The sequence below is a fragment of the Acinetobacter legionensis genome, from assembly GCF_048552295.1.
Taxonomy (GTDB): Bacteria; Pseudomonadota; Gammaproteobacteria; order Pseudomonadales; family Moraxellaceae; genus Acinetobacter.
The window spans coordinates 22,107-40,097 of the sequence record NZ_JBIMCW010000015.1 but is presented as its reverse complement, the minus strand read 5'-3'; the positions used below and the strand labels follow the sequence as shown (position 1 = coordinate 40,097).

Sequence of the window (17,991 nt, the reverse complement as noted above, 5' to 3'; positions counted from 1 at the left end):
AAATCATGTCTTTAGATTAAAAAAATTAATGTACATGATCCGTCTCCTTTTCCGCTGCCTCAAGTGCGGCAGATTCATTGGCAACGTCATTGACCCATCCATAGCCATTTTTCATCAAAATGGTATAGGTTTTACCATCTGCTGTAATCGTGCCCATGGTAAAATTGTCTTTAATGGTTTGAGTAATATGAAACTTCTCATTATTTTGATCTCCTCCTTCTAGAGAGCCTGACCAACTAACAATATCTTCACCTGGATCTACTTCTATTCGTTCTATAACAGCCCGTCTGTTTAAACCATAGCCTGACACATTAAACACGATTTGATCGCCGACATTCTTCGCCTCTAAGGTATATAGATCATTCCTCAGAAATATTCGCCCATCTTTTTTTTGTGCATCTGTCAAAGGAACGGGATTATGCATAGACACCGTATCGACAGTACTCAAATTGAACATCTGTTGATTGAAAATCCCTGCACGTAATTTGTCCTCATCCAGCGTTACAAGTTTACGGCGAGCATGGCTGTCTTTTATACGTTGCAATACTTGTGTTTCAGTAAGATTTGCATTTAGTTTCGGTGAATTCACTTGATCGATTTGTTCATTTTGTTTAGACGCAATCGCTTTAGCTGTATCAGCTGTCTCCTGTTGACCTGAGATGAACCAAGCCAACAAAGAAACCACCAAAACAGTTAAAACAACGGAAATAATGAGATATATCCGTTTATTCATTATGGATTAACCGCAACTAAAAATTTTGAAATAGCTTCAACATTCTCATTAATTTTTCTTAAGCCATCAAATTTGTCAGTTTCACCTAAACGCACGCCATATTCAGGACTATAGATATCTGGGCTTGAATATAAGCCAATTTGATTTCCACCCATAATGGTACTGCCTAAAGGATGACCAAATCCCCAGTTATAACCTGTGGTTCGATCAAAACTATGTCCTAGCCCCATGTTATGCCCTAACTCATGCCGCATTGCAGTGATACCACAACCATAGTTATGTGATCCGATCATGTTGTACTTGCTAGGTGTGCTATTTACATAGGCGAGACCGCAACCAGAATGATCTGTAATGGTATATATCGCATCAGCACCTGTTCTGGTTCTTTCCGCTTGTACGGTGGCATCTGAACGTCCTAAATTAATCGCATCACCGAGTGTCGTTCCAGGGATTCGATAATCCAAGTATCCGACTTCTTTGTAGTAGGCTTTTGCTTGCGAGTTTTCAAGCGCTTCATTGGTTAATCTAAGTGCTTCACGGGCTTGAATTTTTGCAGCAGTTGCACCGAGTTTGTCATTGACTACCGGGCTATTCACCGCTATTATGTAGCAACAGCACAATAAATAGAGTGATTCGCCATTTAAAATAATTCCTTTACACATAAGGAAAGGGATTATGGCTGAATCACATATCGTATCAGGATTAACTAAAAAACGTGCGGAATTGCTTGGTCAAATTGAAGCACATCAAAAAGAAATTCAACGTATCTCTGAAATGCTACTGCATGTAGATCACACTATTAAGTTATTTTCACCTGAATTTGATCTAAGAAGCGTTAAATCTAAGCGTACAAATCAAAGAAACCCTTATTTTGGAAGAGGTGAACTACAGTCATTAGTCTTAACTTGCTTGCGTGAAGCAAAAGAGCCAATGAACTACAAAGATTTAATGATGAAAGTTTTGGACATTAAAGGCATAGATTCATCTGTAGGCAATGATATTTCACCTAGCTTCATCAAAGTGCTGAACCGATTAAGAGATAAAGGTATTATTATAGCCCATAGCAATCATCGTCCTCATTTGTGGGGCATAGCGGATTAGCAGACTAAACGCTCTGATTTACGCTTATTGCCCTGCCAATAGCCACACCAATCTTTATGTGTTCGAGTTTGAGCGCATTTCATTAAAATATCAGTAAAGATTTCACCATTCGACCATCTACGAGTATCTTCACGATAAGCAGCTTCATTGGCATAGTTGGCAAGGTACATCACACCAAACTTGTGCATCTGCCCTAACTGCATACGTCTGAACCGACTAAAATAGCTTTCAGCAAGATTATTGGTCACACCATCTTTAGAACGGTATTCATATTGATGATTGACACGCTTAGTCGTGAAACGAGCATTTAGTGTATCGTATGCGGTACTTTCATCTGCATGGATTGTTGAGCCGTGTTTGATATGCTGATTGGCAAGATGATTAATGTCTTTTTGGTTTTCACTATAAACTACATAAGTTTTGGTTTTATCAGCACCTTGTAGATTACTGTTCATTGCTTTTTGGCGTAGTACCACAATGCACCGTTTATTTGGATTTTGATATTCAGCCTTGCGCCGATCTACACGGTCATCCTTGTGGTTTTTAGGGCGTACATAGCCATTTACATACGCACCATCCATGTGAACATCACCTGATAGTAATTCATCGTCACGCTGATCTATAAGGCTTTCACGGATTTTATGTGCCAATACAAAAGCAGTCTTATACTGAACACCTAAATCCCGACCTAACTGCAAAGCAGATAAGCCTTTTACAGCGTTAGAGTAAATGGCAATAGCAGCTAAATAGATTTTGAGTGGTAGTTTGTGAAAGGCAAAGATCGTACCTGATGTTACGCTGAACGTATGATTACAGCACTTGCAACGCCATTGCTTGCGTCCACGTATGAAATAGTGATGATCTTGGGTATCGCAATGAGGGCATATCGGTTGTTCTTTTCCCCACCGCATTTCTTTGAACAATAAGAAAGCTTGTTCATGGGTGATTTGCATAATTTCATATACAGATAAAGTACGAGCCTTTGCTGATAGTAGGAAATGTTGCTTAGATTCTTTTTTCATAAAATCACCCATCACAAACAAGATATGCTTAATATATTGTAATAGTTTTAATCATCAAATATAATGATTTAAAATATTATAGCGACATGCTATGTCGTTTATCTTTTATGAGGTCAAACCGTGAGTGACGATGAATGGAAAGACTATGCCAAAGGCTTAATTAAGGCAGAAATTGCCCGAAAAAATATAAGCCTGATTGATCTATCCAAAAAGCTTGAAGCAATGGGTATATCAGAAACACCACAAAACATTAGCAACAAGATCAATCGTGGTACGTTTGGGGCAATATTTATGCTTCAAATACTTAAAGCGATTGATTGTAAAGAAATTCGACTATAACCACTTACCAAACCTAAATAGGATATTCTTAATGTCTGATAATTCACTGAAAAAAGGCAGATACACACGCCATAGCAATAAAATTGGGCTTTACTCCACAAGCCATGATCGAATTGGTTTTTTAAATAATAATAACGATGTGGTTTTAAGCTTCCCTTTTAAAGATACTGTGCTTGAAGCAGGTATGAGTAAAGAGGATTCAGGGCGTGAAGAACGCTTTTTACATCAAGAAATTGATGGAAAAGATATTGATACGTTATTTGAGCCAAAAGCATTGACTAATTTTCAATATTATTCGCACCCTTGCACAGCACAGCACAGCACAGCACAGCACACAGTAGACGAATCTGAAACTAAAATAAATTTTTTTGATCAAAATGGTGAATTACAACAAAACCTTTTAATTAAAGGTAATAACCTACTCGCTTTGCATTCTTTGAAGCAACGATTTTCTAATGCAGTAAAATGTATATTCATTGACCCACCTTATTATTTTATAGATACAAAACCTGCGGACACTTTTGCATATAATTCAAACTTTAAATTATCCTCTTGGTTGGTTTTTATGAAAAATCGCCTTGAAATTGCTAGAGAGTTTTTAAAAGAAAACGGCATTATTTTCATCACTATTTCAGATGATGGCGCACATTACCTAAAGGTATTAGCAGATGATATTTTTGGACGGGAAAATTTTATTGCGGATGTAATTTGGCAATCAAGAAAATCTATTTCTAGTGATGGTTTATTATCTATTTCAAGCACACACGTTCTTACATACGCTAAAGACAAAACAGCAATCAATAAGGCTCATTTTAAATTAGCCTTGGATATAGAGGGTTTTGATCTTGAGGATGAACTAGGTAAATACAAAATTGAACCATTTGATGCTCCTAATGTCCGTGAAAATTTAGAATATAAGATTACCAATCCTAATAATGGAGATGTTTATACGCCACCTAAAGGTCGTCATTGGCGTACAACAGAAAAAGAATACCTCAGTTTACTTGAAAGAAATCGCATTCAATTTGGTTCAAAGGGCTTAACTAAACCACAATTAAAAGTATATTTAGAAGATGCTATTGAAGCAGGTAAAGGAAAAGCTGCATCAACACTTTGGTCTGATGTAACACCTGATACAATTTTATGGACTTCTACTGATACCACCACAAACGCAACAAAGCACCAACAAGCCATGTTTGGTGATGTTGTATTTGAGAACCCAAAACCTGAAAATCTAATTCAACGTGCAATAGAACTATCAACTGATGAAAATGACATCGTTCTAGACTACCATTTAGGTTCAGGAACAACATGTGCTGTCGCTCACAAGATGGGACGCAGATGGATTGGTATTGAGCAAATGGACTACATCGAAGATATAACCAAAGCTCGCTTACTGAAAGTCCTTGAGGGTGAACAAGGTGGTATTTCTAAATCGGTGGATTGGCAAGGTGGTGGTTCATTTGTTTATTTTGAGCTAAAAAAATATAACCAAGATTTTTTAAATCAAATTATGGCAGCGAATAGCAAAGGCGAATTGGATGAAGTCTATGCTGATATGGCTAAAAATGCCTTTCTAAAATTTTGGTTTGATAAAAATGAGTTTGAAAAGGACGAAAACTTCCGTTCCCTTGACTTAGATCAACGCAAGGAATTGTTGATTAGCATTTTGGATGAAAACCAATTGTTTCTTAACCATGCTGATATGCGTGACAGTCGTTACCATGTTTCAGAAGAAGAAATGAATTTAACCGATTTATTCTATGGTGCTAAAAATGACTAAACGTGTAAAAAATAAAGTTAAAGATACGCTAGACCAATTTTTATTTAGTCAAATTGAATCTAACCCTGAATATCAGGAATGGGTGCAAGATTACAAACTCCCGACTTATATAACTGATAACATCTCAAAGACATTACGTGATTATCAAGAAGTTGCGATCAAGCATTTTATTTGGTTATTTGAGCAAGACCCTGACAAAGCAAAGCATCTACTTTTTAACCTAGCGACAGGGACGGGTAAAACGCTCACGATGGCTGCTGCTATTCTGTATCTATATCAAAAAGGCTACCGCAATTTTGTGTTCTTGGTACACCAATTGCAAATTAAGAATCAGGCGGTAAAAAACTTCACCGATTATAAATTTGACAAGTATTTATTTAATCCTAAAGGGGTTAAATTAAATGGTAAAACTATTCATATCCGTGCGATTGATCGCTTTCAAGATGCCCAAAAAGATGCGATTAACTTCATGTTTTTCAGCACAGCACTGTTATATAATCGCCTGACAGAAGACAAGGAAAATAGCTTAACTGCTCAAGATTTTGCGGATAATGCTGTTGTGGTGATTGCCGATGAAGCACACCGTTTAAACGTAGATACACGTAAAAAACTCAAGAAAACCGATGAAGAAGATATTCGCAATTGGGAAACGGCTGTTCAATCGGCAATCTATGCTCGTCCCGATAATTTACTGTTAGAGTTTACCGCTACCGTAGATTTAGAAAACCCTCTCATCCATAAAAAATATCGTGATAAGTTGATTCATCGTTACGATTTTCTGCAATTCAATAAGGATGGATACAGCAAGGAAGTCGGCTTCCTTTATAACGAAGAAACGCAGATTGAAGATCAAAAGCGTTTATTGGTCATCAATGCGGTTGTGATGAGTGAATACCGCAGATTACTTGCTGATCGTGAAATGAATGTTGAGATTAATCCGATTATTTTGATTAAATCCACTAAAATTGCTAAGAGTGAGGAAGATCGGGAGTTTTTCCATAAAGTAATTAGTTCACTCAAAATAAGTGACTTAGATCATTTAAAAAACTTAAGTTCAGGCACACAGCAATCACTCATAGAAGAAGATCGAAACCGATTTATCTCTCAAATGTTTAGTTGGCTTGGTTCACGAAAATCAGGGCTGGTATCCTCTCAAGACCCTAATGGCTTAAATGCGTTTATTGCTGAAATTAAAATGCGTTTTCGTGAAGATAACAGCATGCCGTATAACAGTAAGGAGAAGGAGAAAGCATATCTACTTCCTCATTTAGATAGTAAAAGAAATGTCATTCGAGCAATTTTTTCTGTTAATGCACTCAATGAGGGATGGGATGTATTAAGCCTGTACGACATCATTCATTTTGATATTTCAGAGTCTAAAAAAGTATCACTACAAGATATTCAGTTGATTGGTCGTGGTGCAAGATTGTGTCCATACAAACTGCCAAGAGCTTATAAGATTTCTCAAATTGGAGGGTTATTTGATGAAGAACATAGTTATGAGTTCGACCCATTCAAACGTAAATTTGATAATGCACCTCATGAGCATGGGCGTATTTTGGAAACTTTCTTCTACCACTTTGTTAAAACAGGCACGTTCTTAGATAACTTGCAATATGCCTTACTCGATGAGGGAATTGTCAATAAAAGTATGGAAAAACGGACGATTAAACTCAAGTCCGAATTCCTCAATAGTGAAACCTATAGAAAAGGTTTTGTATTGGTTAATCAACAACTACACCGCAGTAAAACAACGGATACAGAAATTGATGCTACTTTTAGGAGGGAAATCAAAGCAAGTACCTACCGACTTTATACAAGAAGCTTAACGGATAAAGAGCAAAATAGTATTCAGGCAGGGATTCAGTATAAAACCATTCATTTAACGGATGAATACTTTTCACCGTTTATTATCCGTAAGGCATTAATGTCATCAGAAAATAATTTCTTTCGATTTAACCATCTGAAAAATCATATTGTTGGGATAGAGAGCATTGATGAGTTGATTGAAAAATATCTACCTTTATATGAGATTAAATATTCGTATTCGGAAGGTAAGGATATTGATCAACTTGAAGCCCATGAAAAACTGCAATTATTGGTCGGTGTGATTCTACCCGAAGTGCGTAAAGCCATAGATCGGCACATGCCACAAATTACAGGAAGTCATATTTTTAGACCAAAATCACTGTCGTCTATCTTTCAGCAAGAAAAGAACATCTACTTGGTTTCATTCCCTATCCAAGATTTAGATGGTGAAACAAGTGATCATGCACCTGATGAACGTGCAAAACCACAGTCAAGCCATGACAACCCCGATCTACAGTTTGATGTTGAAACTGCCGATTGGTACGCCTACAGTGAGAACTATGGCACAAGCGAAGAAAAACGCTTTGTTAAGTTTGTTGCAACTCAGATTGAAGAGCTTAAATCACGCTACAAGGGTGCAGAAATTTACTTGATACGCAATGAACTGGACTATTGGTTGTTTAGTCCTAAAGATGGTCGAAGGTTCAGCCCTGACTATATGCTGATCATTAATGATGCTGAAAATGGCGAAATGTACTATCAATGCCTAATTGAGCCTAAAGGCGGTCATTTACTTGAAAAGGATGCTTGGAAAGAGGAAGTATTGATAAGTTTGGACGATGAAAGCCAAATTGTTTTTGACGCAGAACAAGATGATTCAAAAAACTATGTTGAGTTCTTAAATGAAGTCAAATCGCATGGTTATAAAGAGGTCAAGTGTTTAGGCTTTAAATTCTACAATACAGAACCACGCACTGAATCAGAGTTTGCCATTGATTTCCAAACAAGAATGCCGAGTTAATCTCGGCTTTTTCTAAATGTAAGCAATTGATTATTATATCTTTGTGCGGTTGCTACATAATATCGCTATTCACAAGCAATAGATCAATCTGATAGCTATCGGTGTTCCAAACCCCATTGTTGAATATCAAACGGATTTTATCGCCTTTTTTCAAACTTGCACTAATGTTGCTACCTGAAACTGTAAACGCTGTATCCGCAGAATTCGATAAGATGACCTTGTCACCCGACTGAGCCGCTGGCAAATTTACAACAGGTGCCCATTGTGCATTATCAGCGGTTATTTCAACAACAGGGGTTTTAAATGTAAAACCTTGTGCAGCGGTGTTTGCAGTGAATACAGTTTTAGGAGACGAAGCCAACACCCAATACGATTTATCTGCAATATAAATGAACTCATAACGATTGCCCTTGTTGATTTTTAGGGTTGCGGTTGTATTGGTATTTTCATTTTCAATCACTGATTGCCAGCTTGCAGTTGAGCTAACAATGATACGATCTCGGTCGTTTGCTGTTTGCGGTAATTTTAATGAAGACACCCACGCCCCATCAGCAAAACGAATTTCTGTTTTAGGTGCAGTTAAATTTTGCAAAGCGGTATTTAATGCCGCAGTATTACCATTGATCACGTTGATAATACGTGTCGGAACAGACAGTGGAACCCATTTACTCAGTTCTTGATTATATTGAAAGATATATGCATCATTTTTATTGACAACCAATGTACTCGGAAATAAAGCATTTTGTGAATTAATTTTTGAGGATTTAAGCGCATTGGACTTAACCACAAGAATCTGGCCATTCTGACCTGTTTGCGGTAAATGAATTGTATCAGTCCAAGCAGCATCACTTACAACATATTGAGCCTGTGATTGTTGAAATACTGGAATAGTATTGCCATTTTTTTCAGGCGTAAAATTGGCAGTTTCAGGCGCATAAAACTCCCATTTTCCATTACTAAATTTAAAACGATAACTGTTTCCAGACTTTAGCGTGAGAACGCCTTTTTTTTCAATATTTACATTACTTAAATCAATATCACTGTCATAACCCGCAGTTGATTGAATTGTAATTAAGGCACCTTCTTTTGCTACATTCGGTAAGGAAATATTCTTCACCCAATTGCCATTAGATACACTAAATATCAGATCATCATAGCCTGTTGGGATGATTCCACTCTGGTTATTCTGGTTTGGTGATAGTGTGGTTGCGGCTATGGCAAAAGTGACCATGCCACTTGTAATGAAGACTGTAATAACTTTTCTTTTATTCATGTTATACCTGAGTCAATATTATAAAGTTGAGCTGACACTATAAATTAATTTTTATTGAAAAATAAAATTAAAAATTGTTAATAAAATCGATAAAACTAACAGCAACCCCAGGTTAAATTAAATTATAAATATATGATATATAAATAAAAAACAAATATTACACCCCCAAAACAATGCAGAGCTTATGAAATAAAACTTAGTAAAATCATCAACCTAAACCAATTAATAATTCGTGAATTATCCTTCTTTTTGTTGAATAATCGCTGAGTTTAAATTTCAGTATTCCAATATAGAAATTTGATATTTCTATAGCTGATTCAATACATTAAAATTATTTTTATATCATCTTATCCACATTGATTTTCACAACTTTATTTCCTGAATTTTTAAAATAAAAAATAAAAATATTAATAATTTAAATAAATAACGTCAAATTTATAAAGCAATATTTTCTATTCAAAAGAGTAAAAATCACAAAAAAAGTGTCCTCAAAGGATATGGTCGCTAATTATTCTAAATGGTAAAAACTTTTAATCGCTTAACAGTTTCATGTTGGATAACCACAATGATCACGGAAAGTCATCAAATTAAAGCAAGAAAAGTATATTTCGATTTTTCTGAGTCTTCTGTATGTTGGATGCCAGATGATCCACTATGTTCACATATTGCCAATGGTATCAATATGCTTTTGCCTGCGGGTGAGTTTTGGTTTTGTCGGGTATTTAATAAAACCCTCCCACATATTACAGATGAAAAATTAAAACAAGAAGTTATTGGCTTTGTCCGTCAAGAAGCTGCACATGCACGCGCACATGAAAAAGTACAAGACTTTTTAAGAGAAAATGGCTATGACATACAAGAACCATTAAATCGTGCCCATCTTGTTTTCAACATTTTATTAGGTGACAAACCATTAGGAATTCCTTTTTTAAAAGGGAAAAAATTTGACGAATATTGGTTAATCTTTCGTGTAGGTGTTATTGCAGCGATCGAGCACTTTACAGGTACAATTGGGCAATGGACGCTTGATAGCAAATCTTGGGATAAAGCAGATCCAGCTATGGCTGATTTATTCCGCTGGCATCTTGCGGAAGAAGTTGAACATCGTTGTGTCGCTTATGATTTGTTTGAGCATTTATTACAACAAAAGCTAGGTTTTTATGTTTCCAGACAAATCATTATGATGGGAATTTTTCCGCTTTTTATTTACTTCCTCGTTGATTTTGCTCGTAGTCTGGGCCAACAAGATACTGAACATCAACAAATCCAAAAATTAATGCGCCGTGGGTTCTTTTCTTTTATTCGAGAGTTTGAAAAAACCGCAACGAAAACAGATCACCTACCAACCATTAAATATTTATGGAAAGCCACTCTACGTTGGACATCTCCAAAGTTTAACCCAATTCATGAAGGTGATACTGAGCAGGCTTTAGCTTATATGTCACGTTCACCTGCTGTTCAATATTTTGAGAAAACGGCGCTCAATTAGAGGCTCATAACAAAATAGAGCGACCATAAAGTTAGCGAGAAACATGGTTAATGTAAGTCTTATACCCCCTCCAAAGTCTAAAAAAGCACCTTAAGGTGCTTTTTTAGACGACTGATGCTTTCTAAATGAATCATCAAAAGTATAGTCGTTTACAGCTCCTTATTTCGTGTTTGGACGTACCATTTTTTCAGGTTGTACCACTTCATCAAACTGTTCAGCTGTAACAAAACCAAGTTCTATCGCAACTTCTTTTAAAGTCTTATCTTCTTTATAAGCAGTTTTAGCAACTTTAGCCGCATTTTCATAACCAATCACAGGATTCAATGCTGTTACCAACATTAATGAATTATGTAAGAAATAATCAATTTTTTCACGATTTGGTTCAATACCTACGGCGCAGTGTTCATCAAAACTATTACACGCATCACCAAGCAATTGAATCGACTGAACAAGATTATATGCAATCACAGGCATATAAACATTCAGTTCAAAATTCCCCGCTGCACCAGCAAAATTAATCGTTGTATCATTCCCCATGACTTGCGCAACCACCATTGTCATTGCTTCACATTGGGTTGGGTTGACTTTACCAGGCATGATGCTTGAACCTGGTTCATTCTCAGGAATACGTAACTCACCCAAACCACAACGTGGTCCACTTGCTAACCAGCGTATATCATTGGCAATTTTATTTAAACTTGCAGCTAAGGTTTTCAATGAGCCAGAAGCAAATACAGCAGCATCACGACCAGCAAGAGCTTCAAACTTATTGGGATTACTAATAAATGGTAACCCCGTAAGTTTGGCTAATTCTTCTGCAGCTTTGTCTGCATATTCAGGATGCGCATTTAAACCTGTACCAACAGCTGTGCCACCAAGTGGTAACTCATAGAGCCACACCAAAGCCTGTTGTAAACGTTTTAGTCCATGATCCAGTTGTGATACATAACCACTGAATTCCTGTCCTAATGTAAGTGGTGTTGCATCCTGTAAATGAGTACGACCAATCTTAACAATATCGTCAAACTCTTCTGATTTACGATTTAAAGTATCTCGTAAGCGTTTTACTGCTGGAATAAGCAACTCATTGATTTGAACTGCAGCAGCCACATGAATCGCTGTTGGAAATGAATCATTCGTAGATTGTGCGCGATTGACATGATCATTCGGATGCACAGGCTTTTGTGAACCTAATGGATTACCCAACTTTTGATTGGCAATATTGGCAATGACTTCATTACAGTTCATGTTACTTTGCGTACCGGAACCTGTTTGCCAAACCACCAACGGAAATTGTGAATCCCATTTCCCTAAAATCACCTCATCTGCAGCATCGACAATATACTGTGACAGATCATGCGGAATTTGATTTAAGCTGGCATTGGTTATTGCTGCTGCCTTTTTGACCAGACCCATCGCTCGAATCATCGGCCGTGGCATATGTTCTGTACCAATTTTAAAGTTTTCTACGCTTCGCTGAGTTTGTGCACCCCACATTGCTTCGCTTGGGACTTCAACATCGCCCATTGTGTCATGTTCAATACGTGTTTGCATTTTCAACCTCTTCTTCGTCCATATCTTATTTTCAAGTTAAAGCTTGTTTTGACAACATCTGCGTAAAAACACCAGCTTCAGCGAAGCGATTATGCTAAACAAATCAATTAAACATGTAAATGATAATTATTTACAAAAATAATCTATTCTGGATTTTTACCGATTATTTAAAGTATTTTGATAAAAACGCCATTCATCTTCGATCATTTGTTTAAGTGAGCGCTGAGCTTTCCATTTTAAAACCTCGAATGCTTTTTTGCTGGTAGATGCAACCTGATCCAGTTCATCTAATTTATAAACTGCATCAATTTGATGGATTTGACTTGACGTAACCTCTTCGATCAAGTTAATCAAGTTCTGTATCGAACTGACAGGACCTGAAATATCAAAACTTTGGTAAACATTGCCCTGCTCATGTAGCCAAAGAATAGTGGATCTAATTGCTTCACATAGGTCAAGAACATGTACAAAGCTACGCTCAGTCGTTTTATCCTGAGTATCTGAATTACGTTGTACTTCAATCAGATCACGTTGCTGAGCCGCAACTTGTAGAGCCAAAGGGACAACATTTTTAGGAAGTGGTACAACAAACTCCCCCAAGACACCATGCTCAAATGCACCGACAACATTTGAAACCCTTAAAATGGCAATTTTCCATTCTTCGTCAGTTTTAAATGTGTCTTTAATGATTTCTTCAATCATTTGCTGAGATTTTATATAAGGATTCGGATAACCATAATTAAATACGGTTTGTTCATTCAGTTCTAAACTCGATTGAGCATAAACCATAAGGCTAGAAAGATGTACTAAATTTCTGACACCGGTACGCTGCATCGCGCGTAATAAACTCATAATACAACTGAGATTGTCATTATAATATTCAAGTGGTTTTAAATTTGACTCTTCAATGGATTTAAATCCGGCACAATGGACAACGGTATCTATTGAATATTGTTCAAATACTTTATTTAAAGCGGGAGTATTACGAATATCAATTTTGACAAAGGGAATATACATTCCTGTAATAAATTCTAAGCGCTCTAAGCATTGCAGATTGGCATTGGCTAGATTATCCACAATGACGACCGCTTGCCCTTGAGCTAGCAAACTTAAAACCACATGCGAGCCTATAAAGCCTAAACCACCAGTCACTAAAATCATTGTATAGATACTCCTTTTAAAAATCAATTACTTGCATCATATCGGTGTTTATTTGGTGCGTTCATCAACTTATCCACAAGCCAGAAAAACTAAAACCAACTGAATTATCCTTGGCTTATTAACCTACAAGATCATTAATTTAATCTTACCGCCTTACAAATATAGTGTGTGTTGCAGTTCAGTTATGGTTAGAAATAGAAAATCCACATTTCATTCATTTTTATAGTTATTTCTTAGTTAGAAACACTCAACAGAACATCTAGTAAAATTTAATAATTCATAGATATTTCGTCAAATATAAAAAGTGGTGAAAGTTAGATCAACCTTAATCAATCATTCGTAGTTAAATTCCATTGATGGGAGCCAAGTTTTTTTCTTAAAGCGGCACTTTCAGTTTCATCAACAAACATTCAGGCTATAAATGCACCATCTACAAAATAGTCATGTACTGCAGATGTTATATTTGGAGTGATCTTACAAATCGCATCACCATATTCTTTCCACCATTGTTTATACCAAAGCACGTTGAACGCACTCAACTGCGTATACCTCAAGATTACTACAATATAATTGTCGAATATGCTGAATTGGATAAAATGTCTTTCAATACAGCCTTTCTTAATCTGATTGATATAGGACTGAATACTGCAGCTACAGAAAAGAAAATTACTGGTCGTTCAATATATTTTCAGGATATGAATAGTATTGAAGACTATCCGAAAGAACCTCTTCATGAGCGAACTGCAAGTGTTGAACGGATGATTTCAGAGCTTTTCTACAGAAATCCTCAATATAAACTTATTAATATTGAAACCTTGAATGACTGGGAAAAATACACTATTGGTACTCTATTCCTAGAAGTGAGAGTTTTAGGGATTAAAAAATACTTTATGGTGCTTTTTAAAAGTTTTACTCTATAAAAATAATAGACCTTTTATGAGCATAAAAAATATTCACAATAAAAAATCTTAACAAAAAGCATTTAGAATTAAGCAATACTTTAAAATACTAAAAAATTATTATTTATCAATTTAATTAGGTTAACTTCTATCTTAAAAATGTTATAAATTGGCAATTAACTAAATTTTATATTTAAACTTTTCTACTACGGGGTTGTTTATGTACGCATTTCACTTTACACACATTAAAAACTTAGAAAGTATATTACAGAATGGGCTTTTGTCGACTAATGCAAAAAATGACTTAGAACTAGAACATGAAAATGTAGCAAATAACAGAATTCAAAATACAAGATCAAGAATTATCATAGACAACAACTTAAAATTAAGAGACGAAATTTCTATATGGGGTGAAGATAAAATAAAACATAGGTTACATGATTTCGTTCCATTTTATTTTGCTTATAAATGTCCAATGTTATTTCAGGTTTTAACTTCAAAAAACATTGATGAATATGAAATATTTTTCTTTGCTATCGACGTAAAAAAATGCTTAAAAGAGCTAAAAAACACTTATTTTAGTAGCGCATCAATAAATAGAATTGATAATTTACCAGAGTTATATTCCAAAGAATCCGAATTAGTTAAACTAAATTGGATGGAGATAGAAAATTTAAAAAAATCCGAATCTGATGAGCTCAAACAAGAGAAGATGGCTGAATTTTTAATTCATGAAACTTTACCACTGAAATACATAGACCACATTATTGTTTGGAATGAAAATATAAAGCAAAGAATAACAAAGCTTTATAAGGAAAAATCAATACCAACCCCAAGAATAGATATTGCTAAACCTGGTCATCATTACTATTGTGAGCATGATCCAATATTTGGTGGAAGAATATGGAGTTTGCCTGCAGTTTTAGGCCCAAAAGTCTTATTGAGCTACACAGCGCAATATTATCAAAAGAGTATTGAAGACTATAGAAAAAACAAACAAAATGAAGCATTTGAATTCAACTATAAGAATTTATCAGAGTTCTATGAAGATTTATTAGAGAATCCAGATAATGTAGTTGAGGTATCTGAAGCATATAATATAACAATGAGTTATGGCGAGCATGTATCTACAATTAAAGAGCATTCCAATAATGTACATGATAATTTAATTGATTTAACAGAGTTTCAGGATTTAGATAAAGACGATCAACTAATTGCACAAGTATCTTGTCTGCTACATGATATTGGTAAGGGTCCAGCATCTAGATGGACCAATAGTATAATGACGAAACGTGACTACAATCATAGTGGAAGATCCCTTCCTATGTTACAACGAATTTTAAGCGAAGAAATAGAAAATATTTCAGAGGATGAAATTTCAAAAATTTTTCTGTGTGTAACATATGATGATCTTATTGGAGAAATAGTTGGAAAAGGTAGAAATAAGCAACAACTATTTGATATAACAGACTCTCTTGATGAGGTTAATTTGCTTTTTGCAGTAGGTAAGGCAGATATGAAAGATGTATATGAGCCGTGGTTAGAAGAACACGAAGATGCTCTAAATGATTTATATAATGAAGCAATAGCGGAAATTGATGAAAATGCTTAAATTTGTTGAAGGTGATTTTTTTGATTATGAAGCAGACATCCGCATAAATACAGTTAATTGTGTAGGAGTAATGGGTGCGGGAGTTGCTTTGTTATTTAAAGAAAAATACCCAGAAATGTATAAGCAATATGTTAAAGACTGTAAGGATGGTATATTGAAACCAGGAAAACCCTCCTTATGGTCTGAAGGTGATATGTTATCTAAACAAACTTATATTGTTAATTTTCCAACAAAGGATCATTGGAAGAACAAATCAAAGTATGAATATATTGAAGAAGGGCTTATTTGGTTAGAAAATTTCCTAGAAACTGTATCTGGAAAAACTATCACCCTTCCAGCACTTGGATGTGGGCACGGTGGATTAGACTGGAATATTGTTAAAAAAATGATAGAAAAATACTTAGGAAACAACCAAAATGAAATATTAGTTTTTGAACCATCTTCTTCGAAGAAAATCAAAAATAATTATGAATCAAAATGGTTGGACTATCTGAAAAACACGGATATACATCTCATTCAACCTAAAGATCCCAATTATCCTGATTTTCTAAAGTATTATACAGAAAAAAATATCTTTATTTTTCATAAATACAATTTATATGAAAAGTATGATTTTTCATTGATAGCATCATCAAAACCAGATGAGATTGAAATTAACTTGATACAAAAAATTATTAATAATGTAAATGGTAGTTTCATATTTGGTGGAACATCATTTGACTTAAAGATTGCAAAAAACAGATCAATGAAGGGTCAAAAAATTTCTATTTTTTTACCTAGTGGTATTTCTAGCTTTATTGAAAAGAACAGTTTAGATTTCCACCTAGATGATATTGAAATAATATCTTTTGGAGATCCGAATAAAGTTTTTGATAAGACACAATACATTCCATCAGCATTAGGAAGAATTTTGTTTTCGAAGAAAGTCTTACTTACTTGTAGCAACATTGAGTGGCTAGGTAGCAAAAAAAACATTGACTTAATAAATGATTTAGACATTGATATTTATTATAGTGACAACTTGATTGATGTAGCTGAAAATAGAGTTATATTAGAATCAATTAAGGCAAAACCTATTTCAAATATATTTAATATTTAATATTTTCATTATCCTGACTATAAAAAACACCTTAAGGTGTTTTTTATAGTCATAAATATTTATTGCAATTATTGTAAACATACAAGTAAAGGCTTTTCAGCCACCACCATGCCAATTACAATAAAGTATTATTGAGCTAGCCCTCAACTCAAGGCTTTTTTATACGCATTTCCTAGCTTCACATCATAGCTATTTTTAGTGTATGCAATCCCGTTGTATCTACGGGCAAAGGCTTTCCAATCTTTATTCTTCAAAGCATTGATCAAATTATTTACTTTAATATAACGACACATTGCGTCAAGCTGTGATGCTTCATCTTTATACATTGCATTGATAAATGCCTGTAGCGATGAATATTCCAAAGCTTGCCAGTGATAGCCCATCACCTGCCCTAAACCCCATGAACATGATTCTAATGCTGATGTTCGGTCGTATTGCGAGGCCGCATTCAAACGACCGTTTTGAGCAGAATATAAACCATACTCCCCTGTTGTTGTATTACATAAATCAGGTCGCTTGATCATCATTGTCTGGGCAATATCTGATTTACCATTTGCAATCAAACGCTGTCGCATAATATGACGCTCAAACAAAATCACAGGTCTATTGTCAGCATTAAAACCTGATCCACGACATTCAACTTCTATAACAGCCTGGAGTGCAGCAACTTCAACATCCAAATCCTTTGCTTGATCATTAATTTGCTGGTTAGTTAGTTTTTTATTCATTTAAATATTGCTCCAAATGCTTCTTTAATCTCTGTGATGATTTCATTAAAAGATTTGCCTTTAAGTAGCTGCACTGACTGGTAAGCAATACCAATACAAAGCATTCCAAAAATGGCAAAAATCAACATGACAAATCCCTGTGCCATGTGTGTGTAATGGGTTAAGTCGTAATATTCAATAAAAGCAGATCCACCATATAAGCTAATGGCCACACTAAAAGTGAACTTCATAATGACGCCCATGGTGATTTTGATACGTCCTTGTGTGTCGATATCTCCAGATAAAGTAAGAGCAAAAATAGCCCCTATTACCGCAGCCATAATTTTAAAAAACCATGGTAAGCCTTTAATTGAAATCGGATCGTTCAA

General features: G+C 35.2%; 17 protein-coding genes. 8 read left to right on the top strand and 9 right to left on the bottom strand.

Annotated features, from left to right (window positions below):
• Nucleotides 1-25: 25 nt before the first annotated feature.
• Both cpaB and ACG916_RS13005 read right to left on the bottom strand, forming a co-directional pair.
• A complete protein-coding gene (cpaB, locus tag ACG916_RS13010; RefSeq protein ID WP_224965454.1) occupies nt 26-733 on the bottom strand; it encodes a metalloprotease secretion chaperone CpaB in 708 nt (235 codons plus the stop codon).
• Nucleotides 733-1,329: a zinc-dependent metalloprotease family protein gene (locus tag ACG916_RS13005; protein ID WP_419330078.1), complete on the bottom strand. Its 597-nt coding sequence runs from the start codon at nt 1,327-1,329 to the stop codon at nt 733-735. The genes cpaB and ACG916_RS13005 overlap by 1 nt, the downstream gene beginning before the upstream one ends.
• A 79-nt stretch (nt 1,330-1,408) precedes the next feature.
• Between ACG916_RS13005 and ACG916_RS13000 the strand changes: the two genes are divergently transcribed.
• Nucleotides 1,409-1,834 carry a hypothetical protein gene (locus ACG916_RS13000; protein WP_002121608.1) on the top strand — a complete coding sequence of 142 codons (426 nt, stop codon included), beginning with the start codon at nt 1,409-1,411 and terminating at the stop codon, nt 1,832-1,834.
• Here ACG916_RS13000 and ACG916_RS12995 read toward each other — a convergent pair.
• On the bottom strand, nt 1,831-2,856 hold the full coding sequence (locus ACG916_RS12995) for an IS1595 family transposase (protein ID WP_002121625.1): 1,026 nt from the start codon (nt 2,854-2,856) through the stop codon (nt 1,831-1,833). The two genes, ACG916_RS13000 and ACG916_RS12995, sit on opposite strands and share 4 nt — an antisense overlap.
• 120 nt (nt 2,857-2,976) lie before the next feature.
• Between ACG916_RS12995 and ACG916_RS12990 the strand changes: the two genes are divergently transcribed.
• The 3 genes from ACG916_RS12990 to ACG916_RS12980 are packed head-to-tail and all read left to right on the top strand — an operon-like array spanning nt 2,977 to nt 7,808.
• Complete coding sequence (locus ACG916_RS12990) at nt 2,977-3,195, top strand: DUF6471 domain-containing protein (RefSeq protein ID WP_002121548.1); 219 nt, start codon at nt 2,977-2,979, stop codon at nt 3,193-3,195.
• 31 nt (nt 3,196-3,226) lie between these two features.
• The gene (locus ACG916_RS12985; RefSeq protein ID WP_161404915.1) at nt 3,227-4,978 is read left to right on the top strand and encodes a site-specific DNA-methyltransferase; all 1,752 of its coding nucleotides are present in this window, start codon (nt 3,227-3,229) and stop codon (nt 4,976-4,978) included.
• Nucleotides 4,971-7,808, top strand: a complete 2,838-nt coding sequence (locus ACG916_RS12980; protein WP_002121599.1) for a DEAD/DEAH box helicase family protein — start codon at nt 4,971-4,973, stop codon at nt 7,806-7,808. The genes ACG916_RS12985 and ACG916_RS12980 overlap by 8 nt, the downstream gene beginning before the upstream one ends.
• Nucleotides 7,809-7,860: 52 nt before the next feature.
• Here ACG916_RS12980 and ACG916_RS12975 read toward each other — a convergent pair whose 3' ends face one another.
• Entirely contained in the window at nt 7,861-9,081 is a 1,221-nt protein-coding gene (locus ACG916_RS12975) for a hypothetical protein (protein WP_419330075.1), read from the bottom strand.
• A gap of 565 nt (nt 9,082-9,646) precedes the next feature.
• Between ACG916_RS12975 and ACG916_RS12970 the strand changes: the two genes are divergently transcribed.
• Nucleotides 9,647-10,570, top strand: coding sequence for a metal-dependent hydrolase (locus ACG916_RS12970; protein WP_419329120.1), 924 nt, complete (start codon nt 9,647-9,649; stop codon nt 10,568-10,570).
• 159 nt (nt 10,571-10,729) lie between these two features.
• Here ACG916_RS12970 and fumC read toward each other — a convergent pair whose 3' ends face one another.
• From fumC to ACG916_RS12955, 3 genes are all read right to left on the bottom strand, one after another.
• The gene (fumC, locus tag ACG916_RS12965) at nt 10,730-12,124 is read right to left on the bottom strand and encodes a class II fumarate hydratase (protein ID WP_419329119.1); all 1,395 of its coding nucleotides are present in this window, start codon (nt 12,122-12,124) and stop codon (nt 10,730-10,732) included.
• A 156-nt stretch (nt 12,125-12,280) separates the two neighbouring features.
• Nucleotides 12,281-13,285: an SDR family NAD(P)-dependent oxidoreductase gene (locus ACG916_RS12960; protein WP_419329118.1), complete on the bottom strand. Its 1,005-nt coding sequence runs from the start codon at nt 13,283-13,285 to the stop codon at nt 12,281-12,283.
• A gap of 410 nt (nt 13,286-13,695) precedes the next feature.
• Nucleotides 13,696-13,824 (bottom strand): hypothetical protein, encoded by a 129-nt coding sequence (locus ACG916_RS12955; protein WP_419329117.1) that lies wholly within the window; start codon nt 13,822-13,824, stop codon nt 13,696-13,698.
• A 57-nt stretch (nt 13,825-13,881) separates the two neighbouring features.
• Here ACG916_RS12955 and ACG916_RS12950 point away from each other — a divergent pair, with 57 nt between their 5' ends.
• From ACG916_RS12950 to ACG916_RS12940, 3 genes are all read left to right on the top strand, one after another.
• A complete protein-coding gene (locus ACG916_RS12950; protein ID WP_419329116.1) occupies nt 13,882-14,205 on the top strand; it encodes a hypothetical protein in 324 nt (107 codons plus the stop codon).
• 199 nt (nt 14,206-14,404) lie between these two features.
• Complete coding sequence (locus ACG916_RS12945; protein ID WP_419329115.1) at nt 14,405-15,796, top strand: DarT ssDNA thymidine ADP-ribosyltransferase family protein; 1,392 nt, start codon at nt 14,405-14,407, stop codon at nt 15,794-15,796.
• The gene (locus tag ACG916_RS12940) at nt 15,783-16,895 is read left to right on the top strand and encodes a macro domain-containing protein (RefSeq protein WP_419329114.1); all 1,113 of its coding nucleotides are present in this window, start codon (nt 15,783-15,785) and stop codon (nt 16,893-16,895) included. The genes ACG916_RS12945 and ACG916_RS12940 overlap by 14 nt, the downstream gene beginning before the upstream one ends.
• Nucleotides 16,896-17,038: 143 nt before the next feature.
• Here ACG916_RS12940 and ACG916_RS12935 read toward each other — a convergent pair whose 3' ends face one another.
• Together ACG916_RS12935 and ACG916_RS12930 are read right to left on the bottom strand one after the other, a co-directional pair.
• Nucleotides 17,039-17,623, bottom strand: coding sequence for an N-acetylmuramidase family protein (locus ACG916_RS12935; RefSeq protein ID WP_419329112.1), 585 nt, complete (start codon nt 17,621-17,623; stop codon nt 17,039-17,041).
• Nucleotides 17,620-17,991: a hypothetical protein gene (locus ACG916_RS12930; protein ID WP_419329111.1), complete on the bottom strand. Its 372-nt coding sequence runs from the start codon at nt 17,989-17,991 to the stop codon at nt 17,620-17,622. Before ACG916_RS12930 ends, ACG916_RS12935 begins: the two co-directional genes overlap by 4 nt.